The sequence below is a fragment of the Stenotrophomonas sp. SBJS02 genome, from assembly GCF_020428325.2.
GTDB lineage: Bacteria > Pseudomonadota > Gammaproteobacteria > Xanthomonadales > Xanthomonadaceae > Stenotrophomonas > Stenotrophomonas africana.
The window spans coordinates 3,446,434-3,468,837 of sequence record NZ_CP109812.1; the positions used below are offsets into that span (position 1 = coordinate 3,446,434).

Here is a 22,404-nt window from a genome sequence, read left to right on the forward strand (position 1 = left end):
CCGTCCTGCGGCCCTTCCCTGACTCACTCGGCCTGGAGGCCATTCAAGTGACCCGTAATCCCAAGATCGTGCTGCTGACCCTGGCCGTTTCGGCCGCATTGGTTGGCTGCGGCAAGACTGAAGCCCCGGCCAAGGACGCCACCGCCTCCACGCCGGCTGCGGCCGAAGCCACCCACTACACGCTGGACGAGAGCAAGCTGCCGGCCTACAACGCTTTCCAGCCCGGCGATCTGGATGCCAGCAAGGACGCCTGTGGCGCCTTCGGCGACTACGTGAACAGCAAGTGGCTGGCCGCCAATGAAATTCCGGGCGACCGCACCAGCTGGGGTGCCTTCACCATCCTCGACGAGCGCTCGGTGGCCGTGCAGCACCAGCTGGCCGAGCAGGTCGCGCAGGTGAAGAACCCGAACCACATCGAGAAGATCGTCGGCGACCTGTGGGCCACCGGCATGGACGAGGCCAAGATCAACGCGCAAGGCATCGAGCCGTTGAAGGCCGACCTGACCGCGATCGACGGCCTGCAGGACAAGGCGGCCATCGCCAACTACCTGCGCAGCAGCGCCGCCAAGGGCGACAACGTCCTGTTCGGCTTCGGCGCCGAGGCCGACTTCAAGAACTCGGCCGTGAACATGGCCTACGCCAGCCAGGGCGGCCTGGGCCTGCCGGACACCACCTATTACACCGACGCCAAGAATGCCGACAAGCTGAAGGCCTACCAGGCGCACGTCGCCAAGGTGCTGGAGCTGTCCGGCTTGGCTGCAGCCGATGCAGCCAAGCAGGCCGAGGACGTGGTGAAGTTCGAGACCCGCCTGGCCAAGGCCTCCAAGTCGCGCGTGGAGCTGTCGCGCAACGTCGAGCTGTTCTACAACCCGGTCACCCTGGCCGACGCCGACAAGCTGACCCCGAACTTCAGCTGGACCGAGTTCTTCAAGTCGCAGGGCGTGGCCGCGCCGGAGAAGTTCTCGCTGGCCATGCCGGCTTTCCATGAGGAAGTAAGCAAGGCGCTGGGCGACACCGATCCGTCGGTGTGGCGCGCCTACCTGCGCTTCCACACCGTGGACAGCGCCTCGCCGTACCTGGCTGACGCCTTCGTGCAGGAGAACTACGAGTTCTACGGCAAGACCCTCAACGGCCAGAAGGAACAGAAGCCGCGCTGGAAGCGCGTGCTGGGCACCATCGAGAACGATGCCGGCGAAGCCTTCGGCCAGCTGTACGTGAAGGTTGCCTTCTCGCCGGAAGCCAAGGCGAAGATGGAAGAGCTGGTGAAGAACCTGGCCGCCTCGCTGAAGGAACGCATCCAGGGCCTGAGCTGGATGAGCGAGGAAACCAAGGCCAAGGCCATCGCCAAGTGGGAAACCTTCACCCCGAAGATCGGTTACCCGGACAAGTGGCGTGACTGGGCGGGCCTGCAGACCCAGCGCGACAGCTATCTGGGCAATGTGCGCGCGGCCAGTGAGTTCAACTACAAGTTCAACCTGTCCAAGATCGGCAAGCCGGTGGACAAGACCGAGTGGGGCATGACCCCGCAGACGGTCAACGCCTACTACAACCCGCTGCAGAACGAGATCGTGTTCCCGGCCGCCATCCTGCAGCCGCCGTTCTTCGATCCGAAGGCCGACGACGCGCTGAACTACGGCGGCATCGGTGCGGTGATCGGTCATGAGATGACCCACGGCTACGATGACCAGGGTGCGCGCTTCGGGCCGACCGGCAACATGGAAGACTGGTGGACCCCGGCCGACAAGAAGAACTTCGAAGGCCTGACCGGCAAGCTGGTCAAGCAGTTCGACCAGTACAAGATCGACGGCCAGGCGGTGAACGGCCACCTGACCCTGGGCGAGAACATCGCCGACCTGGGCGGCCTGGCCACCGCCTACGACGCGCTGCAGAAGGCCTCCGCCGGCAAGGAAGATGCAAAGGTCGATGGCTTCACCCGCGACCAGCGCTTCTTCTTCAACTGGGCCACCGTGTGGCGCACCAAGTACACCCCGGAAAACGCCAAGGTCCGCCTGGCCACCGACCCGCATGCCCCGGCGCAGTTCCGCGCCATGGGTGCGCCGTCGAACCTGCCGACTTTTGCCGCGGCCTTCCAGTGCAAGGCCGGTTCGCCGATGGCCCGCACCGGCGAGCAGCAGGTGGTGATCTGGTAAGCCACGGCTGACGCTGCGGCAGACCTGCAGAGGCCCGGGAATTCCCGGGCCTTTGTTTTTGGCGGCGCCCTGCGAGCGCGGCGTGATGCGTGCATGCCGCGTCGATGCGCGGCTTGCTATAGTGCGCGCGCCCTCAATCCATCACGGATTCGTTCCACATGCCCAACTTCCGTCCGCTTGCCATCGCCCTGGGCATCAGCCTGGCGACCCTGGTCCCGACCCACGATGCGTTCGCCGCCGCCAAGAAGAAGGCCGCACGCGCTCCGGCCGTCAGTGCCCAGTGCAGCGACTTCTATGACGCTACCAACGCAGGCTGGCTGAAGGCCAATCCGGTGCCGCAGACCGGCGCCACCACCGCGCTTGGCCAGCTGGTCGACCGCAGCCGCCAGCAGCAGCGTGAACTGCTCGACGCCGCGATGAAATCGCCGCAGGGCAACGTGCAGAAACTGCTGGGCGACTTCTGGGCCAGTGGCCTGGACGAAGCCGCCGTGGAAGCGGACGGTTCCAACCCGATCGCCCCGCTGCTGACCCGCATCAACGCCATCAAGAAGGCCAAGGATGTGCCGGCATCGATCGCCGCGCTGCACCAGGTCGGCATCCCGGTGGCCTTCAACTTCGGCCCCGACGTCGATCTGAAGGCGCTGGACCGTCACATCGGCTACTTCATGCAGGGCGGCATGGGCCTGCCGGACCCGGCGTTCTATACCCGCACCGACGCCGACACCGTAGCCCTGATGGGCCGCTACCGCGCCTACGTCAAGCAGATCCTGGCGCTGACCGGCACCCCGGCCGCCAAGCTGGATGCCGAGTCGCAGGCGGTGATCGCGCTGGAAACCGAGCTGGCGCGCAATGCGCAGTCGCTGGCCGGCATCAACAACCCGTTCAACAACTACGCGCCGATCTCCACCAAGGAGCTCAACAGCCGTTACCGAAATCTGCAGCTGGATGCGTTCCTGAAGGCACAGGGCGTGGATGACGACCTGGTCTCGCTGGCCGACCCGGGCCTGTTCAAGCAGCTCGACGGCATGGTCACCAAGCTCAAGCCGGACCAGTGGAAGGCCTACCTGCGCTGGCGCGTGGGCGACTCGATGGCGCCGTACCTGTCCAAGGCCTATCGCGACGCCGAGTTTGAATTCCGTGGCCGCGTGCTGCGTGGCGAGACCCTGCCGCCGCAGCGTTGGGAAGACGTGCTCGATGCGATCAACGTGGCCGCTGGCCCGATGGTCGGCCGCGAATACGCCGCCCGCTACCTGTCGGCCGAAGACCGTCGCCAGGCGGCGTGGATCGTCGACAAGGTGCGCGAAGTGCAGATCGAAGCGGTCAAGAACAGCAGCTGGATGAGTGCCGAGGCCAAGACCGAAGCGCAGGCCAAGCTGGCCGCGCTGAAGATCGAGATCGGCACCCCGCTGCGCGACCTCGACTACAGCGTGCAGCCGATGGGTCGTGGCTCGTTCGGCGGCAACATGCTGATTGCTTCAACCTGGCGCCATCGCGAGGAAATGAAGCGCATCGGCAAGGGCAACGCCGACCGCCGTTGGGACGTGCTGCCGCAGCAGCCTTCGCTGGCCTACGATCTGGCCCAGAACCGCCTGATCGTCACCGCCGCGATCCTGCAGGGGCCGGTGTTCAACGCCAAGGCTGACGCCGCCGACAAGTTCGGCAGCTTCGGTGGCCTGGTCGGCCATGAGCTGACCCGTGCGATCGACGCCAAGGGTGCGCTGGTCGACGCCAAGGGCGAGCTGCGCAGCTGGTGGACCCCGGCCGACAAGACCGCCTGGACCCTGCTCGGCAACCGCGTGGCTGCGCAGTACGGCGCCTACGACTTCCCGGGCGTGAAGGGTGCCAAGGTCAACGGCACGCTTACCCAGGAAGAGAATCTGGCCGACATCGCCGGTCTGGAACTGGCCTGGGCGGCCTACACCGCACAGGAACCGAAGGCCAAGCAGACCCAGCAGCAGGGCTTCTTCCGCGCCTGGTCGGCGCTGTGGGCGCAGCAGCTGTCTCCGAACGAGGCCGTGCGCCGCCTGACCGCCGACATCCGTGCACCGGGCCTGTGGCGCAGCAATGGCACGCTGGCCAACCTGCCGGCCTTCGGTGCCACCTTCAGCTGCAAGGCCGGCCAGCCGATGCAGCGCAGCGAAGCCGAGCAGATCAAGGTCTGGCGCTGAACCAGCTGCCACACGGTAATGCAGAGGGCGCCTTCGGGCGCCCTTTTTTTTGCGGGTGCAGCACGATCCCGGGTTAACACCGGGCGTGCTATCGCTGCAGCTTCGTCCAACGCGGAGCCCCGACATGGCACACAAGAACACCATCTGTGTCTGGTACGACAACGGCGCGCTCGATGCCGCCACCTTCTATGCCAGCATCCTGCCCGACAGCGCGGTGACCGCCGTGCATCACGCACCGGGCGACTACCCCGACGGCAAGGAAGGCAACGTACTGACCGTCGAATTCACTGTCTGCGGCATCCCCTGCGTCGGTCTCAATGGTGGGCCTGCGTTCAAGCACAGCGAAGCGTTTTCCTTCCAGATCCAGACCGAGGACCAGGCTGAGACCGACCGTCTGTGGAACGCCATCGTCGGCAACGGTGGCCAGGAGAGCCAATGCGGCTGGTGCAAGGATCGCTGGGGCATCTCCTGGCAGATCAGCCCGCGCATGCTGATCGAAGCGGTGACCAGCAAGGACAAGGCATTGGCCAAGCGCGCCTTCAACGCGATGATGCCGATGAAGAAGATCGACATCGCGACCATCGAAGCGGCAATCAAAAAAGGGGACGGAGGGGATTAAGTCGTTTCTCCCCCTGCACTCAGATGCAGATTGCGACTTGATCCCCTCCGTCCCCTTTTTCCAGAGGTGCTGATGTCCTGGGATGCGATCATCATCGGTGGTGGCCACAATGGCCTGGTCTGCGCCGCCTACCTGGCACGTGCCGGAAAGAAGGCGCTGGTCCTTGAACGGCGCGGCGTGCTCGGCGGCGCCGCAGTCACCGAGGAGTTCCATCCCGGCTTCCGCAACTCGGTCGCGTCGTACACGGTCTCGCTGCTGCAGCCGAAAGTGATCGACGATCTGCAGCTGCATGCGCATGGGCTGCGTATCGTCGCGCGTCCGGCCAACAACTTCCTGCCATTGCCGGACGGCCGCCACCTGTTGTCGGCGCCTGGCCGCACCCAGGCCGAAGTCGCCAAGTTCTCCGAGCGGGACGCACAGCGCCTGCCCGCGTACGAAGCACGCCTGGAGATCTTCGCCGACGTGCTGCGCGCATGGGCCTTGCGCGCGCCGCCGGACCTGGGCGTAGCAGGCGGTTGGCATACCCTGCCCGCCCTGTGGCAGATGGGGAAACTCGGCCGCGAACTGGCGACACTGGATGCTCCACTGCGCCAGGAACTGCTGGACCTGTTCACGCTGTCGGCGGCCGAGTATCTGGATCGCTGGTTCGAAAGCGAACCGATCAAGGCGCTGTTCGGATTCGATGGCATCGTCGGCAACTATGCCAGTCCCTACACGCCGGGCAGTGCCTATGTGTTGCTGCATCACGTGTTCGGCCAGTGCAACGGCGTGAAAGGTGCATGGGGCCATGCGATCGGCGGCATGGGCGCGATCAGCCAGGCCATCGCCGCCGCTGCACGCGAGGCCGGTGCGGAGCTGCGCATGGAGGCTGGTGTGCAGCGCGTGTTGATCGAGCAGAGTCGCGCAGTGGGCGTGGAACTGGCTGATGGCGAAGTTCTGCGCGCACGTACGGTGATCGCCAACGTCAATCCAAAGCTGCTGTACGAACAATTGCTGGAACCGTCGCAGGTGCCCGCTGCCACACGCGAACGCATGGCGAACTGGCGCTGCGGTTCGGGCACGTTCCGGATGAACGTGGCGCTGTCTCGGCTGCCGGATTTCAGCGCCCTGCCCGGCCGAGGCGATCACCTCAGCGCCGGCATCATCATGGCACCCAGCCTGGACTACATGGATCGCGCCTGGCTGGACGCCCGCCGCGATGGCTGGTCACGCGAACCGATCGTGGAAATGCTGATTCCCAGCACGCTGGACGATTCCCTGGCCCCGCCCGGACAGCACGTGGCCAGCCTGTTCTGCCAGCACGTGGCACCGGTGTTGCCTGGGGGCCGCCATTGGGATGATCACCGGGAAACCGTGGCTGACCTGATGATCGCCACCGTCGAACGCTATGCGCCCGGCTTCGCTGACAGCGTCCTCGGTCGGCAGGCGTTGTCGCCGCTGGATCTGGAACGCACCTTCGGCCTGGTCGGTGGCGACATCTTCCACGGCGCGCTGAGTGCCAACCAGTTGTTCTCGGCGCGGCCGATGGTCGGCCAGGCTGGCTACCGCGGCGCCCTGCCCGGCCTGTACCTGTGCGGTTCGGGAACCCATCCCGGCGGCGGCGTCACCGGTGCGCCGGGCCACAACGCAGCGCAGGTGGTGTTGCGGGATCTGTGAAGGTGTGCCGACCAACGGTCGGCACCCACCTGCATGGGAGAAGGTGTGCCAACCAAGGTTGGCACCTACAGCATCAAATGATCCTTCGGATCATTTGATGCTGCGCAGATGGTTCGGGCGCTTCGGTGGACCCGGCGGGCGGCGCTTGTTGAACGGCGATTGCCCGCGCCAGTAACGGATCAACAGCCAGCCGAACAGCATGCCGCCGAGGTGCGCGAAATGGGCCACGCCCGGCTGCCAGCCGGTCATGCCCAGGACCAGCTCACCCACGCCAAACAAGATCACGAAGGTCCGCGCCTTCATCGGAATCGGCGGGAACAGCAGCATCACCCGCTGGTTCGGGAACAGCATGCCGTAGGCCAGCAGCAGGCCGAACACGCCGCCGGAGGCGCCCAGCACCGTGGCCGGGTTTTCCAGCAGCGTCCCCACCAGCAATTGACAGACGCCGGCACCGGCCACGCACACCAGGTAATAGAGCAGGAAGCGCTTCTCGCCCCAGGTCTGCTCCAGCGGCGCGCCGAACATGAAGACGGCCAGCATGTTGAAGAACAGGTGCCCGAAGCTGCCATGCAGGAAGCCATAGGTCAGCAGCTGCCACGGCTGGAAGTTGCCCCCCGGCGAGAACGCATCGAAGCCCTGCTGCAGTGGTTGCAGCATGAACGGCTCGAAGGTCTGCATGCCGAGCAGGAACGGCTGCTGCAGCAGGAACAGGATCGCATTGGCGATCAGCAGGGCCTTGGTGACGGTTGGCAGTCGCGGGAACATGGGAGCACCGGCATGGAACGGCCTCCATCATAGCCGCAGCACCGTGTCTTGTTGGCGACCCTCAGGTCCGGCCTGTTCAGTCGCCAGCGGTGCTCAGCCCGGGCCCCACACGGCAGCATCCAGCGCCGCCGCCGGATCGGTCGCCGGCATCCGGACCCGGCCGTTCTCCACCCGCACGCCCTCGGCACGCAGCCGCTGCGACTGCTCGCGCCACCCAGCCGAACCTTCTTCCATGGCGATGCGTCCGTCCGAGCGCAGCACGCGGTGCCAGGGCAGGTCCGGGTCATCGTTCTGGCCGAGGATGCGAGCGGTCAGGCGCGCACGCCCGGGCAAGCCTGCGCGCATCGCCACCTGCCCATAGCCCATCACCTGCCCCGCCGGAATCGCGCGGATCACCGCCAGGATGCGCGCACGCGCCTGCTCCGGCGTCAGCGCCGCAGACGGGTCACCAGCAGAACGCCGATCAGCACCAGCACGGTGCCGGCGATCTGCGCCGGCCCCATCGGTTCGTCGAGCAGCCATAGGCTCATCACGATGGTGGATACAGGGCCCAGCATACCGACCTGCGCGGCCAGCGACGAACCCACGCGCTGCACCGCCAGCATGATCGCCAGTACCGGCAGCACCGTGCACACGGTGGCATTGACCAGCGACAGCCACTGCACCGGCGCCGGCGCCTGCCACAGCAGCGGCAGTGGATGGGTCACCGCGAAATGCAGCAGCACCAGCACGCTGGCCACACAGCTGGCATAGGCGGTCAGCCGCACCGCACCGATGCGCGCGACCACCTGCCCACTGCCGAACAGGTACAGCGCGTAGCTGAGCGCACTGCCCAGCACCAGCAGGCTGCCGACGATGATCTGTCCGCCCTCGCGCTGCAGGTCGTGCCCGAAGGCCAGCAGCACGCCCAGATAGCTCAGCACCAACGCACCGATCTGCCACCGGCCCGGCCGCTGGCGCGCCAGCAGCACGTTGATCAGCAGCACCAGGGTCGGGTTCAAGTAAAGAATCAGGCGCTCCAGAGTCACGCTGATGTACTGCAGTCCCTGGAAGTCGAGCAGGCTGGACAGGTAGTAGCCGGTGAAGCCCAGCCACAGCACGCGGGCGCGGTCGGCCCAGGACAGCGGCGTGGCCCGGCGTGCAGCCCACACTGCCATCACTACGAACAGCGGCAGCGCCATCAGCATGCGCAGGGCGAGCAGCGTGGTGGCATCCACGCCGTGACGTAGGCCGAGCTTGACGATGATGGCCTTGCCGGAGGCGGCGATGGCGCCGATCGCGGCCAGGCCGATACCCCCCAGCGCGATGCGCGGGGAAGCGGTGGCGATACGGGAAGCGGGGCTGGACATCAGGACGACGGCGGGCCGCACGGGGCGGCCAGGGAAGGCGTAAGGGCGTCCATTGTCGCATGGGTGCGCCTGGCGCCCGCCTTGTAGAGTCGAGCCATGCTCGACTGCCTTTCCACCGCAGTCGAGCATGGCTCGACTCTACAAAGAGCGACGGCCGAGCACAGGCTCGGCTCTACAACCGCCCCGCTCAGCGCATCAGCACCACTTCCTCGGCCGAGGTCGGGTGGATCGCCACGGTGTCGTCGAACTGGGCCTTGGTCGCGCCCATCTTCACCGCCACTGCGAAACCCTGCAGGATCTCGTCGGCCGCTTCGCCCAGCAGGTGGATGCCCACCACCCGTTCTTCCGGACCCGCACAGACCATCTTGAACAGGCTGCGCTGGGTACCGTTGGCCAGCGCCTGCAGCATCGGACGGAAACGGCTGTGGTAGACGCTCACCTGGTCGAAACATGCACGCGCGTCTTCCTCGCTCATGCCCACAGCGCCCAGCGGCGGATGCGAGAACACCACGCTGGCCACGTTCTCGTAATCCATCTTCGACTGCGGGCGCCCCCCGAACAGGCGGTCCATCAGCCGCCGCGAAGCCGCCACCGCCACCGGGGTCAGGCCCACCTTGCCAGCGATGTCACCCACGGCATGCACGCTCGGCACAGAGGTGGTCTGCCATTCATCCACCTGCACCTGCTGGTGTTCGCCGATGCCGATACCGAGCGCTTCCAGGCCCAGATCACGACTGTTTCCACGGCGGCCGGCAGCGAAGAACACCGCATCGAACACACTGTCGATCGGGCCGTCATGGCCGAACGCACGAACGCGTTCGCCATCGCGCTGCAGTTCGCGCAGGCGATAGCCGAAATGAATCCGTACGCCCTGCTGCTTCAGGTTCTCGGCCAACTGGTCGGTCAGCTCGTAGTCGAAGCGCTCCAGCAGGCGCTTGCCGCGCACCAGCAGGCTCACCTTGCTGCCCAGTGCCTGCAGCAATCCGGCCAGCTCCACTGCAATGTAACCGCCACCGATGATCGCCACCTCGGCTGGTGCCGCACGCAGGTCGAAGAAATCATCGGAAACCAGGCCCAGCTCCGCGCCGGGAATGTCGGGCCGCAGCGGGTGCGCGCCGGTGGCGATCAGGATGTGCTCGGCGCTGTAACGCACGCCATCGCTGCAGGCCACGGTGTGCGCATCGAGCAGATGGCCGCGCGCGGGAATGCGCACCACGCCGGTTTCATCCAGGCGCTTATGGTAGCTGGTGTGGATGTTGCTGATGTAGGCCTGGCGATGGATCACCAGTTCCTTCCACGACAGCGCCGGGCGTGCCTCGACATCGAAGCCCATCGCACTGGCCAGGCCGATGCGCTCGTGCAGGTCGGCCGCCAGCCACATCGCCTTCTTCGGCACGCAGCCGACATTGACACAGGTGCCGCCCAGTTCGCCGGGCTCCAGCAGCGCCACGCGCTTGCCGTACTGCGCGGCCCGGATCGCGCCAGCCAGGCCGGCGGAGCCGCCGCCAAGGACGATCAGGTCGTAATCATAGGGTGCTGTGCTCATCGGAATCGCTCGGGTCGGTAAGGGGCTGGATCGATCGCCGGCGTGCGGCCGCAGACGAGATCGGCGATCAGCTGGCCGGTGCCGGCGCTCATGCTGATGCCGAGCATGCCATGCCCCACTGCAAGCCAGACGTGAGGATGCGCGGGTGCACGGCCGATCAACGGCACGTCGTCCACGCTCATGGGGCGCCAACCGCACCACTGCTCCTGCAGCTGCGCACCACGCGGCGTGCGCAGGTAGTGGTCGGCGGCGTGCTGCAGGGCCTGCAGGCGGGTCGTGCGCAGCTGCGGGTCGGCACCGGCGAATTCCATGGTGCCGCCCAGCCGCAGTGCTTCACGCCAGGCAATCACGAACACGGAATGGTCCTTCAGCACGACTGGACGCTGCGGCACCTGCGCCGGTCGTGACCAGGTCAGCGAGTAGCCCTTGCCGGGTTGGATCGGCACGCGCAGATCCAGTTGCCGTGCCCAGCGCGGTGACCACGGCCCGGTGGCCAGCACCAGCTCGCGCGCCCGCAGCATGCGTTCACCGACACGCACGCGCACACCCTGCGCGTCGGCGCTGAAATCCTGCACGTCCGACTGCTCTTCGATCACCACGTCCTGTGCGCGCAGCACGCGCGCAAGTTCGGCGGTGTAGCGGTCCGGACGCAGCTGCGCATCGCCGGGTAAGTGGATCGCACCGGCAAGGCGATCATGGAACGCCGGATTGTCGCGCGCATAGTCGGCGCCGCCGATGCAGCTTGTGGCAATACCCTGCGCGTTCAGCGCCTCGCACTCGGCAGCATGATGATCGAAATTGCGGGCATCGCCGAATACGTAGTCCAGCCCGCGCGCCTCGAACTCGCAGTCCAGCGCATGCGTCTGCACCCACTGCACCAGGCGCAGCCGTGAATCATTCAACAGTGCGCCGCGCGCCCGCGTGGCGTGCAGCCAGTCACGCGCGTTGCAGCGCGCCCCGAACTGCAGCAGCCAGCGCCACAATGCTGGGTCCAGGCGTGTACGCACGTACAGCGGCGCACGCGGATCGAGCATCCAGCGCAGCGCACGCAACGGCACGCCAGGCGCTGCCAACGGCGGCGCGTGGCTGGGCGTGATGGTGCCGCAGTTGCCATGCGAGGTCGCGCCGCCGACACGCCCACGGTCGATCACCCGCACCTGCCGGCCCTGTGCGCGCAGCGCGAGTGCGGCGGCCAGTCCAATGGCACCGGCGCCGACCACGATCACATCCTCGCGCGCGCCTGCATCGATCAGCCCTGCCCGGCCTCGCGCCGCATCGGCGGCCACTGCCGGTAGGTCATCGCACGCCACAGCCATTCCATCGGGCCAAAGCGGAAGCGGCGCAACCAGACATGCGAAAGGGCCACCTGCACGGCAAACAACAACAGTGCGAACAGCAGCTGCACGCTGCGCGGCATCAGCTCGAAGCCGCCCAGGCCATAGTGATAGAACAACCAGGTGCACAGCAGCGACTGACCCAGATAGTGACTCAACGCCATGCGCCCGACCGGGGCCAGCCAGGCCAACCGCGCACGCCAGTGCACGATCCACGCCAGGTAGCCCAGGCACATCGGCAGGCCTCCGATCGTCACCAGTGCCATTGCGGCTGTCACCGGCAGGTCGTAAGCACCCGGTGCCAGGTAGGGTTTCCAGGCAACCCCCAGCAGCGTGACCACCAAGCCCAGCGGCAGTGCCACCCAACGCAGCACCGCGTACAACCGCGGGAAGCGCTCCGGCGCCGCCAGCGCACCACTGCCGGCGAACCAGCTGCCGATCAGGAACATGCCCAGCACTTCCGGGCCGGTGATCAGCAGCGCGCCCATCGACGTGCCGAACTCGCTCAGGCGCTGCACATTGGCCTGCATCCAGCTGCCCTGCCCATAGACCTGGCGCTGCAGCTCGATGCTCTGCTGCGCGTCGGCGAGCATCTTCTGCACGTCTTCCGCCGAAGCCATCGACACCATCGCGCCGACCAGCAGCATCATCGCCACGCCGCCCAGATAGACGATCACGCCCATCCACGGCAACCAGCTGCGAGGTGCCTCTCGGCAGGCCAGCAACGGAAGCGAGATCAGCGCATACATCACCAGGATGTCACCGGACCAGACCAGCAGCGCGTGGCACAGGCCGATCAGCAGCAGCCCTGCGCTGCGGCGCAGGTAGAAAGGGGTGAAGTCGCGTCCGGCCACTTCGGCGCGTTGCGCCATCACCGCGAAGCCGGCGCCGAACAGCAGCGAGAACAGGGTGAAGAACTTGCCCTGCACGAACACGTAGACGAAAGCATCGGCCCAGTAGTCGATGCCCTGCCAGCGCACGTCGATGCCGGTGAAGGCCAGGTCCAGCGGCCCGCTGAAGGCCTCGATGTTCATCAGCAGGATGCCCAGCAACGCGGCACCGCGCAGCACGTCCAGTAGGGCGATGCGTTCGCCGGAAGCCACCGGCTGCAGGGAAGGAGAAGCGGCGTTCACGGGGCATCCGTCGGGCAGGTCCGCCATTATGCCGCCGGCCCGCGCGCCGTGGATGGCCGCGCCGTGTTCCACAAACGCAACGGCCCGCCGAAGCGGGCCGTTGCTTCCACCATGATCGCGCTGCGATCAGTGCTGGTGGCCGCCGTCACCGTGGACGTGGCCGTGGTCGATCTCTTCCTTGCCGGCTTCGCGCACGTCAACGATTTCGACGTCGAAATGCAGGTCCTTGCCGGCCATCGGATGGTTCAGGTCGACGTCGACGACGCTCATGCCGACCTTCTGCACGGTCACCGCACGCGGGCCGAAGTTGGTCTGCAGCACCACCTGCTGGCCCGGGGCCAGCTTGGTGTTGCCGAAGTGCTTCTTCGGCACGCGCTGGGACAGGCCCTCGCGGCGCTCGCCGTAGGCATCGGCGGCGGTGACGTCGACGCTGAAGGTCGCGCCGGCTTCCTTGTCCATCATGGCGTTTTCCAGGCCCGGGATGATGTTGCCGTGGCCGATCAGGATCGCCAGCGGCTCGCCGCGGTCCTTGGAAGACTCAATCGGCTCCTGGCCGACTTCGGAAACGGTGTAGTGGAAGCGGACAACGCGGTCTTTTTCGATCTTCATGCGCAACTCTGTCTGGATCTGCCGAAGGCAGGCGGGTTGGGGCGGGTTGTCGCCCGGCGGGGACGCCGCCATCATGACGGCCAATCCTAAGGTGGCGCATTATCCGGAGATCATGCACATCACGCCAGTTTCGTCCGGCCTGCGCCGGCTCCTCGCCCCGGCCCTGCTGCTGGCCCTGCCCGTGCTCATGACCGCCTGCGGCGGCGGCAAGGCCACCCGCCCCGCGCCGCCCCCGCCGACGGCGAACTGGCCGAAGACCGTGCCGGACAACCCCGAAGCCGCCAACTCGGTGCTGATGCGTGCCATCAGCCTGGTCGGCACGCCCTACCGCTACGGCGGCAACACCCCGGATTCTGGCTTCGACTGCAGCGGCCTGGTCGCCTACGTCTATCGCGAAATGCTGGACCTGCGGCTGCCGCGCACCTCGCGCGACCTTGCGGCAGTACAGGGTCCGAAGATCGATCCGCAGCGTCTGGCCACCGGCGACCTGGTGTTCTTCGGTAGCCGCGGCAGCGTCACCCATGTCGGTATTTATGTCGGTGAAGGGCGTTTCGTGCATGCGCCGAGCACCGGCGGCACCGTGCGCCTCGACTCGCTCAGCGGTCCCTACTGGAAGGACCACTACACAGGGGCGAAACGCGTCCTTCGCTAAAATGAACAGGCTATATGTTCAAAGCTGTGACGTACATCACCGTGCAACTAACGATTTACTAACGGAATTTTTAACTTATCCGCGCTTTTACAGGGCATGATGCCCCATCGTTTTTTTTCCTGTGACCGACGCGTGACGACTGACGACCTGAAAAGCGAAGGCCAGACTTCCGTATCTTCACGTAGTGCCCGCCCGCTGTTGCTTGGCCTGGCACTCTGTCTGACCAGCCTTCCGGCCTGGTCGCAGACCGCTCCGAACCGTTCCTCCGATGTGACCCCGGCCCCGGTGGCCGAGAGCACCGCCCGACCGGCCGCCAAGGCCGAGGCTGCCGCTCCGCAGCGCAGCCGCGTCGACGCCGCCGCCAGTGCCACGCTGGCCGCCCTGCTGCCGCACCTGGCCGCCAACGACACCATTCCGCTGATGGACCGCTCGGCTGTGGTGGCCGGCGACCTCAGCCGCCTGCTCGCCAACTACGACACCAGCAGCGCCGCCAATGGCAGCGTTGTCGGCACCGCTGCCGACAACGGCAAGGTGCAGTCGCTGCTGCGCCGCGCGATGACCCTGCTGGGCACCCCGTACCGTTGGGGTGGCAGCAACCCGGACAGCGGCTTCGATTGCAGCGGTCTGGTCGGCTACGTGTTCCGCTCGGCCCTGGGCATCGAGCTGCCGCGCGTCTCGCGCGAGATGGCCCACGATGACAACGCCGAACTGATCAACGACCGCACTGCACTGGCCGCGGGTGACCTGGTCTTCTTCGGCCGCAAGGGCCGCGTCGACCACGTCGGCATCTATGTCGGCGACGGCCGCTTCCTGCATGCACCGAGCTCGGGCAAGGACGTCCGCGTGGACACCCTGCTCAGTGGCTATTGGGGCAACAAGTTCATGCAGGCCCGCCGGGTCGACCTCTGACCCGCTGGCGCTACGGCGCCGCCTGAAAGACAAAAAGCCGCTGCCCCGCAGCGGCTTTTCTGTTGGGCCCGTAATGGTGGGTAGATAGATGCCGCCCCCCCCCTCTGTCAGGTGGGTGCGGACCGTTGGTCGGCACTGTCTCCATCCGCGCATGGCGTGGATCTACCAGGACCCGCCTTGGCCGCCACCGCGCCAGCTCCCAAACAAAAGGCCCGCCGGGTCAGGGCGGGCCTTTTACATCGCCACGCAGTCTCAGGCGCGTGGCGGCGTCGGATCAGGATCGTCCACACCCACATTGCTGGACGGGTTGTCATACACCGCCTGGTCGAGCAGCCCGGTTTCCTTGGCCACGATCACCGGCACCAGCATCTGGCCCGTCACGTTCGTCATCGTGCGCATCATGTCCAGGATGCGGTCGATGGCATACAGGTAGCCGATGGTCTCCAGCGGGAGATTGGCCGCGCTCAGCACGACCGTGGCCATGATCACCGCAGTACCCGGTACGCCAGCGGTACCGAAGCTGCCCAGCACCGAAGCGATCAGCACCACCACGTACTGTTCCGGGGTCAGCGGCACGCCGCTGTACTGCGCGATGAACACCGCGCACAGCGCCGGATAGATCGCGCCGCAGCCGTCCATCTTGATGCTGGCGCCCAGCGGCACCGCGAACGAACCGTAGTCCTTGTTCACGCCCAGGTTGTGGGTGATCGAACGCAGCGCCACCGGCATCGCGGCGAAGCTGGACGAGCTGACGAAGGCCACCTGCATGCCCGGTGCCGCGCTGCGGAAGAACTTCAGCGGGTTCAGGCCATGCGCCAGCAGCAGTGCGCTGTAGACCACCACGATGTGCAGGGCGCAGGCCACGTACAGGGCCAGCACGAAATGCCCCAGCGGCAGCAGCTTCTCGAACCCGTAGCTGCCAACCAGGCCGGCGATCAGGCCAAAGGTGCCGATCGGGGTGACTTCCAGCACGAAGCGGGTCACCTGGATCATGATGTCGCTCATCTGCCCGACCAGCTTGCGCGCCTCGGTCACCTTCTCGCCGAGCTTGACGATGGCAAAGCCGACCAGCCCGGCGAAGAAGATCACCGGCAGGATCGAGCCACGACCGGCGGCCAGCACGGTCTCACCGGCCGCGTTGACCTTGGTGCCGATGCCGGACAGCGCGTAGAAGACATTGGCCGGCACCACGTCCAGCAGCACCTGCACCACGCTGGGCACTTCACGCGGCACGTAGTTGCTGGCCATCGTCAGCTGCAGGCCACCGGCGCCGGGCTGCAGCACGGTGCCCACGCCCAGCCCGACGCACACCGCCAATGCAGCGGTGATCACGAACCACAGGAAGGTACGGCCACTGAGCGCGGCGACCGACTTCTGCCCGTGCAGCGACGAGATCGCGTTGATGACCGCGAAGAACACCAGTGGCACGGCGATCATCTTGATCAGGGTGACGTACAGCTCGCCGAGCGGGCCGAACCACGTCTCCGCGGCCGGGCCGAGCGCCCAGCCGGCCAGCGCGCCGAGCACGAAGCCACCGACCACGCGCTGCCAGAATGGAATCCGCAGCCAGGCAGAGACCAGCTTCATAGGCAATCCAGAGGGGAAGGAAGGGATGCTGGCACGATAGCCCAACGCGGCCCGCAGAACGACCGCCCGACCGGCAAATCAGTGTGTCATCGGCGTGCCTTGCGGGGCCGGGCATAATGAACGTCCCGTTACAGTTTGTGAGAACCCAGCGTCCATGCGCCGTTCCGTCTCCCTGTTGGCCGCCTGCGCCACCACCCTGCTGCTGGGCGCCTGCGCCAGCACCGCCCCCTCGTCCGCTCCGGCCGGCCTCAAGGTCGCCGTCGACCCCGTCGCCCACCCGGCCGGCGAAACCCCGCAGTGGTGGTACCGCAGTGGCGCCGCCCAGGCCGCCGCCAACGGCGCGATGTCCGGCAAGGCCAAGAACGTCATCCTGTTCCTCGGTGACGGCATGAGCCTGACCACCGTGGCTGCCTCGCGCATCTACGAGGGCCAGCAGAAGGGCGGCTCCGGTGAAGAGAACCTGCTGTCCTGGGAGCGCTTCCCGGCCACGGCATTCAGCAAGACGTACAACACCGATTCGCAGACCCCGGATTCGGCCGGCACCATGACCGCCATCACCACCGGCGTGAAGACCCACATGGGCGCGATCGGCGTCAGCGCCGGCAGCCGCACCGACTGTGCCGACAGCCTGTCCAAGGGCCTGCTGACCTGGCTGCAGCTGGCCGACAGCGCCGGCCTGGCCACGGGCGTGGTGTCCACCGCGCGCCTGACCCATGCCACCCCGGCCGCGACCTATGCGAATTCGCCCGAGCGCAACTGGGAAAACGACACCGACCTGACCGAAGCGGCCAAGGCGGCCGGCTGCAAGGACATCGCCCAGCAGCTGCTGTCGACCTCGCGCTATGGCCGCGGCCCGCTGGTCGCCCTCGGTGGCGGCCGCGGTGAATTCACCACCGTCGAAGAACGCGACCCGGAATACGACGACAAGGTCGGCCAGCGCCTGGATGGCCGCAGCCTGGTGCAGGAATGGCAGCAGGCACATCCGCAGGGCGCTTATGTGTGGAACAGCAAGCAGCTGGCCGCCGCCGCCAATGCGCCGGCCATCCTCGGCCTGTTCGAACCGGACCACATGCGCTACGAGTACGAGCGCCCGCAGGATCCAGGCGGTGAGCCGAGCCTGGCCGAACTGACCGCAGCAGCGATCAAGAACCTTTCAAAGCACCCGGAAGGCTACGTGCTGATGATCGAAGGCGCGCGCATCGACCACGCCAACCACAGCGGCAATGCCTACCGTGCACTGACCGAGACCGTGGCCCTGTCCGACGCGGTCCGCGTGGCCAACGAACTGACCTCGGCCGATGACACGCTGATCATCGTTACCGCCGACCACTCGCACACGCTGAACTTCGTCGGCTACCCGGCGCGCGGCAACCCGATCCTGGGCAAGGTGAAAGACAAGGGCGGCGAAGATGGTGCCGGCAAGCTGGACTATGCGCTGGACGGCACCGGCCAGCCGTACACCACGCTGAGCTACGCCAATGGCCCGGGCCATACCGGCAGCAGCAACCAGCAGCCGGCCGGCCCCAAGCGCTACCCGCACAACCCGAGCAGCTTCGAACCGGCCAACGGTCGCCCGAACCTGCGCGAGGTCGACACCGAGCATCCGGACTACATGCAGGAAGCACTGGTGCCGATGAAGTCCGAATCGCACGGCGGTGAGGATGTCGGCATCTGGGCACGCGGCCCGGGCAGCAAGGCGATCCGCGGCACGCTGGAACAGAACGCGATCTACCACATGATCGTGCAGGCCACTCCGGCCCTGCGCGAGCGCCTGTGCCAGGCCGGCACCTGCGATGACAAGGGCGTGCCGGTGCAGCTGCCGGCACCGACAGCCTTCGAACGCAAGGCCGAGACCAAGTGATCGCACGGCAGGCCCGCCCTGTCCCTGTCAGCGGCCGCTTCGCGCGGTCGCTGGCCCTGCTTGGCGTGCTGGTCACTGCCACTGCCACTGCAACGGCACAGGCACCGGCGTGCAAGCTGCTGACCGACGAACACGGGTTGTGGCCGCTGCCCAACTGCGAAGTGGTCGATCACCGGCCGAAGATCAGCGCCGACACGCTGAAGGACCTGAACTACGACGACCACGGCCTGGCCGTGGTGTACGCCCACCAGGGTTTCCACTACGTCAACCGCAAGGGTCGCAGCCTGCCGGTGCTGACCTGGGACAACGGTCCGGAAACGCCGCAGGAAGGCCTGCTGCGCGGCCGCGTCGGCGACCGCGTGGGCTACTTCGACCTGAAGTTCCGCCAAGTGGTGCCCGGCACCTTCGATTTCGGGTGGCCGTTCCAGGATGGCGTGGCCGAGGTCTGCAATGGCTGCCGCCGCGGCACGCCGGATGCCGACGGCCACACGCCGATGGAAGGCGGAGAGCGGTTCCGTATCGACCGTTCGGGCCGTCGGGTGAAGTAGGGTTTCGGCAGGGCTGCGCCCTGCACCTGCAGACGCAACAGCAACGGCCGAAGCAACAGCAACAGCGTGCATTCCGTGGGAGGGCGGGGCGGTGTGGGGGGGGGCAGGACACGCCGTAAACCCATCCATGTGGGCTCGATGGCGCCATCCATGGCGCCAACGGTCCTGCCCCCCCCACACCGCCCCACCTCTGACAGATCTCCGCGGCTGTTGGTAGGTGTCGACCTTGGTCGACACATCTGTCAAATATCGAATGAGTCATCCACGCATGGCGTGGATCTACTGTGTCGACCAAGGTCGACACCTACCAAAGCGGTGCACGACGCCGTTCCGACAGATCGCGGCCAACTGTCGAAGGCGGGGTGGGTCCGGTTGCGGGAGTGTCCGCGGCATGGATGCCGCGGCCAAGCCCCCATGGATGGGTTTACGGCGTCTCCCGCAACCGGACCCACCCCGCCATCCTTCAGGAACCCCGCTTCTGCTGTTGCTTCGGCCGTTGCTGTTGCTTGCGCCTCTGCGGGTGCAGGGCGCAGCCCTGCCGAGCAACCCTATACTTGCCGCCGTGACTGCCTTCCCTGCCCTCGTTCCGCTGGATGCGCCGCTGCTGGTGGGCTACAGCGGTGGTGTCGACTCCACCGTGCTGCTGCATTGGCTGTGGCGCTGCGCGCAAGCTTCCGGCACTGCGCTGCGCGCGGTGCACGTGCACCACGGCCTGCAGCCCGATGCGGATGGGTGGGTGCTGCACTGCCAGCAGCAATGCGACGCCTGGGGCATTGAGCTGGCCGTGCATCGCGTGCAGGTCGAGAACGGCACAGGCCTGGGCACCGAGGGTGCCGCGCGACTGGCGCGACGCGCCGCATTCGCGGCCGAGCTGCGCGACGGCGAAACGCTCGCACTGGCGCAGCATCAGGACGACCAGGCCGAGACCTTCCTGTTGCGGGCCCTGCGCGCTTCCGGCGTCGATGGCTTGGCGGCGATGTCCACGCACAGCCGCCTTGGCGAACATGCCTTGTGGCGGCCGCTGCTGGCGGTCCCGCGCAGTGCGCTGCTCGATTACGCGCGCCACCATGCGCTGCACTGGATCGAAGACCCCAGCAATGGCGACGACCACGCCGATCGCAACTTCCTGCGCCTGCAGGTGCTGCCGCTGTTGCGCCAACGCTGGCCGCATGCCGCCGCGGCAATGGCGGGCAGCGCAGCGCATTGCGGGCAGACCCGCGAACTCCTCGATGAGGAAGACGCCGAGCTGATCGCACACCTGGAAGTCGCTCCACGCGTGCTGTCGCTGCAGCTGCTGCGCCAGGTCTCACCGGGTCGTGCCGCACGCGTGCTGCGTGCGTGGGTGGCCGGCCACGGTGCGGCACCGCTGCCGGCCACGGTGCTGCAGCAGGCGCTGGACGAGCTGCTGCCGGCCGACAACGATCGTCAGGCCCGTGTGAGCTGGCACGATCACGCGATCCAGCAGTGGCGCGACCACGCCTACCTGCTGCCGGCCCGGCTGCCTGCGCTTCCCCTCGAGTGGCAGGTCGAATGGGATGGCCGCGCACCGCTGCCGCTGCCCGATGGCGGACAGCTGCGCCTGCAGGGCACCCCGGCCTTCGAACGCCCGCTGCAGGTCCGTGCACGCGTGGGCGGTGAGCGCATTCTGCTGCCCGGTCGCCAGCATTCGCACGCGTTGAAGGACTGCCTGCAACGCGAACACCTCGCCCCGTGGCGACGCGCGCAGCTGCCGCTGATCTTTGATGGCCCGCAGTTGCTGGCCGCCGCCGACGTGGTCATCGCGGCCCCTCTGCAAGCCTGGTTGCAGGCCCATGATGCTCAGCTGCAGTGGCGTCCCGGCAGCTGGTGAATTGACCCCCGCGCGCGGCCCGTCCACACTTGCCACATGGCCAAGAAGTCCCCCGAAAACGCCTCCCCGGTTGCCCAGTTCGAGCAGTCGCTCGAATCGCTGGAACAGCTGGTGGAGCAGATGGAAACCGGCGAGCTGAGCCTGGAAGCCTCGCTCAGTGCTTACGAACGTGGCGTCGGTCTGTATCGCCAGTGCCAGCAGGCGCTGGAACAGGCAGAACTGCGCGTGCGCCTGCTCAGCGATCCGGCGCAGCCGGAAGCCTCCGAGCCCTTCGATCCGCCCAGCCATGACGGCTGAGGTTCTGTTCGCGCGCTGGCGCGACCGTATCGAAAGCCAGCTCGACGCCGCCCTGCCCTCGCCTGCCGAAGCACCGCAGCGCCTGCACCAGGCCATGCGCTATTCGGTGCTGGGCGGTGGCAAGCGCATGCGGCCGCTGCTGGTGTACGCCAGTGGCCACCTGTTCGGTGCGCAGCCGGAACATCTGGATGCGGCGGCGATGGCGGTCGAGCTGATCCACGCCTATTCACTGGTGCATGACGACCTGCCGGCGATGGATGACGACGCGCTGCGCCGTGGCAAGCCGACCACCCACATCGCCTTCGACGAAGCTACCGCGATCCTCGCCGGCGACGCCCTGCAGACCCGTGCCTTCGGCCTGCTGGCCGATGCGCCGCTGCCGGCAACGTTGCGCGTAGCCTGCCTGCAGACCCTGGCCCACGCCTCCGGCGCGTCCGGCATGTGCGGCGGCCAGGCCCTGGACATCGATGCCACCGGCCAGCAGCAGACGCTGGCGGCGCTGACCCGCATGCACGCGCTGAAGACCGGCGCGCTGATCCGCGCGGCGGTACGCATGGGCGGACTGTGCGGCCAGGCTCACGAACCGCAGTTGGCCCAGCTGGACAGCTTCGCCGACGCGCTCGGCCTGGCCTTCCAGGTACGCGACGACATTCTCGATGTCGAGGCCAGTTCCGAGCAGTTGGGCAAGACCGCCGGCAAGGACCAGGCGCAGGACAAGAGCACGTTCCCCGCGCTGCTTGGCATGGACGGCGCAAAGGCCCAGCTGCATGAGCTCGCAGCACGCATGCAGGCGATCCTGGCCGGATACGGCGAAGAGGCCGATGCACTGCGTGCGCTGGCGACGCTGGCGGTCGAACGCGATCATTGATCGCTGCGCGCTCGTCGGGCACCGCCCGCAGCTCCCCGCACATGAAAACGCCCGGCAATGCCGGCGTTTTCAGTTCCGCATGCAGCCGGTCTTACTTGATCAGGCGCAGGGTGAACGGGTAGCGGTAAGCTTCACCGTTGTTGGCCTTCACTGCAGCGATGATGCAGAACACCAGGTTGATGACGCCGACGATCGGGGCCAGGATGCCGCCGATGATCACGATCATCAGGATGATGCTGATGACCATCGCGATGGTCACGGTGATCTGGAAGTTCAGGGCTTCCTTGGCCTGGTCGGTCACGAAGGCCTTGCTGGCGTCATCCTTGTTGATCAGCCAGATGATCAGCGCGCCGATGAAGCCGGTGAAGATGCCCAGCAGGTGCGCAGCCAGCGCCATGGTGCGCTGGTCGGCCGGGGCATCGGTGGTTGCCGGCGGCGGCGGGACGTTATCGAATTCGCTCACGACAAAACTCCTTTTCATTGGGTGGTCTTGACCCACCAGCG

The 22,404-nt window shown here is 66.9% G+C and carries 20 protein-coding genes; 11 read left to right on the plus strand and 9 right to left on the minus strand.

Annotated features, from left to right (window positions below; translation table 11 throughout):
- Window positions 1–47: 47 nt before the first annotated feature.
- From FQS62_RS16030 to FQS62_RS16045, 4 genes are all read left to right on the plus strand, one after another.
- A complete protein-coding gene (locus FQS62_RS16030; RefSeq protein ID WP_208042998.1) occupies window positions 48–2,150 on the plus strand; it encodes a M13 family metallopeptidase in 2,103 nt (700 codons plus the stop codon).
- 158 nt (window positions 2,151–2,308) lie between these two features.
- Window positions 2,309–4,318, plus strand: a complete 2,010-nt coding sequence (locus FQS62_RS16035) for a M13 family metallopeptidase (protein ID WP_049447722.1) — start codon at window positions 2,309–2,311, stop codon at window positions 4,316–4,318.
- Window positions 4,319–4,442: 124 nt separating this feature from the next.
- The gene (locus FQS62_RS16040) at window positions 4,443–4,937 is read left to right on the plus strand and encodes a VOC family protein (protein WP_057501223.1); all 495 of its coding nucleotides are present in this window, start codon (window positions 4,443–4,445) and stop codon (window positions 4,935–4,937) included.
- Window positions 4,938–5,009: 72 nt separating this feature from the next.
- Window positions 5,010–6,593 (plus strand): phytoene desaturase family protein, encoded by a 1,584-nt coding sequence (locus FQS62_RS16045; RefSeq protein ID WP_088479880.1) that lies wholly within the window; start codon window positions 5,010–5,012, stop codon window positions 6,591–6,593.
- 90 nt (window positions 6,594–6,683) lie between these two features.
- On the opposite strand, the gene FQS62_RS16050 is transcribed toward FQS62_RS16045, so the two are convergent.
- From FQS62_RS16050 to FQS62_RS16080, 7 genes are all read right to left on the minus strand, one after another.
- Window positions 6,684–7,358, minus strand: a complete 675-nt coding sequence (locus tag FQS62_RS16050) for a rhomboid family intramembrane serine protease (protein ID WP_099588485.1) — start codon at window positions 7,356–7,358, stop codon at window positions 6,684–6,686.
- A 93-nt stretch (window positions 7,359–7,451) separates the two neighbouring features.
- A complete protein-coding gene (locus FQS62_RS16055) occupies window positions 7,452–7,790 on the minus strand; it encodes an MGMT family protein (protein WP_223224586.1) in 339 nt (112 codons plus the stop codon).
- The gene (locus FQS62_RS16060; RefSeq protein ID WP_049447732.1) at window positions 7,787–8,707 is read right to left on the minus strand and encodes a DMT family transporter; all 921 of its coding nucleotides are present in this window, start codon (window positions 8,705–8,707) and stop codon (window positions 7,787–7,789) included. The genes FQS62_RS16055 and FQS62_RS16060 overlap by 4 nt, the downstream gene beginning before the upstream one ends.
- Before the next feature lie 187 nt (window positions 8,708–8,894).
- Window positions 8,895–10,253 (minus strand): glutathione-disulfide reductase, encoded by a 1,359-nt coding sequence (gorA, locus tag FQS62_RS16065; RefSeq protein ID WP_057501220.1) that lies wholly within the window; start codon window positions 10,251–10,253, stop codon window positions 8,895–8,897.
- The gene (locus tag FQS62_RS16070; RefSeq protein WP_226053503.1) at window positions 10,250–11,503 is read right to left on the minus strand and encodes an FAD-dependent oxidoreductase; all 1,254 of its coding nucleotides are present in this window, start codon (window positions 11,501–11,503) and stop codon (window positions 10,250–10,252) included. Before FQS62_RS16070 ends, gorA begins: the two co-directional genes overlap by 4 nt.
- Entirely contained in the window at window positions 11,503–12,747 is a 1,245-nt protein-coding gene (locus tag FQS62_RS16075) for a DUF418 domain-containing protein (RefSeq protein ID WP_208043587.1), read from the minus strand. Before FQS62_RS16075 ends, FQS62_RS16070 begins: the two co-directional genes overlap by 1 nt.
- Window positions 12,748–12,846: 99 nt before the next feature.
- Entirely contained in the window at window positions 12,847–13,329 is a 483-nt protein-coding gene (locus tag FQS62_RS16080) for an FKBP-type peptidyl-prolyl cis-trans isomerase (RefSeq protein ID WP_043034821.1), read from the minus strand.
- 73 nt (window positions 13,330–13,402) lie between these two features.
- On the opposite strand from FQS62_RS16080, the gene FQS62_RS16085 reads away from it, so the two are divergent.
- A complete protein-coding gene (locus FQS62_RS16085; RefSeq protein ID WP_170272479.1) occupies window positions 13,403–13,981 on the plus strand; it encodes a C40 family peptidase in 579 nt (192 codons plus the stop codon).
- 132 nt (window positions 13,982–14,113) lie between these two features.
- Entirely contained in the window at window positions 14,114–14,890 is a 777-nt protein-coding gene (locus tag FQS62_RS16090; RefSeq protein WP_049436807.1) for a C40 family peptidase, read from the plus strand.
- A gap of 252 nt (window positions 14,891–15,142) precedes the next feature.
- Here FQS62_RS16090 and FQS62_RS16095 read toward each other — a convergent pair whose 3' ends face one another.
- Complete coding sequence (locus FQS62_RS16095) at window positions 15,143–16,477, minus strand: dicarboxylate/amino acid:cation symporter (protein WP_208043586.1); 1,335 nt, start codon at window positions 16,475–16,477, stop codon at window positions 15,143–15,145.
- Window positions 16,478–16,631: 154 nt separating this feature from the next.
- On the opposite strand from FQS62_RS16095, the gene FQS62_RS16100 reads away from it, so the two are divergent.
- From FQS62_RS16100 to FQS62_RS16120, 5 genes are all read left to right on the plus strand, one after another.
- Complete coding sequence (locus FQS62_RS16100; RefSeq protein WP_208043585.1) at window positions 16,632–18,338, plus strand: alkaline phosphatase; 1,707 nt, start codon at window positions 16,632–16,634, stop codon at window positions 18,336–18,338.
- Window positions 18,335–18,886, plus strand: coding sequence for a WG repeat-containing protein (locus tag FQS62_RS16105; protein ID WP_208043584.1), 552 nt, complete (start codon window positions 18,335–18,337; stop codon window positions 18,884–18,886). Before FQS62_RS16100 ends, FQS62_RS16105 begins: the two co-directional genes overlap by 4 nt.
- 562 nt (window positions 18,887–19,448) lie before the next feature.
- On the plus strand, window positions 19,449–20,735 hold the full coding sequence (gene tilS, locus FQS62_RS16110; RefSeq protein ID WP_208043961.1) for a tRNA lysidine(34) synthetase TilS: 1,287 nt from the start codon (window positions 19,449–19,451) through the stop codon (window positions 20,733–20,735).
- Window positions 20,736–20,771: 36 nt separating this feature from the next.
- On the plus strand, window positions 20,772–21,032 hold the full coding sequence (locus tag FQS62_RS16115) for an exodeoxyribonuclease VII small subunit (protein WP_005410522.1): 261 nt from the start codon (window positions 20,772–20,774) through the stop codon (window positions 21,030–21,032).
- Window positions 21,022–21,900, plus strand: coding sequence for a polyprenyl synthetase family protein (locus FQS62_RS16120; protein WP_057501214.1), 879 nt, complete (start codon window positions 21,022–21,024; stop codon window positions 21,898–21,900). The genes FQS62_RS16115 and FQS62_RS16120 overlap by 11 nt, the downstream gene beginning before the upstream one ends.
- 91 nt (window positions 21,901–21,991) lie before the next feature.
- Here FQS62_RS16120 and FQS62_RS16125 read toward each other — a convergent pair whose 3' ends face one another.
- Window positions 21,992–22,363, minus strand: coding sequence for a DUF4870 domain-containing protein (locus tag FQS62_RS16125; RefSeq protein WP_049444943.1), 372 nt, complete (start codon window positions 22,361–22,363; stop codon window positions 21,992–21,994).
- Window positions 22,364–22,404: the final 41 nt, after the last annotated feature.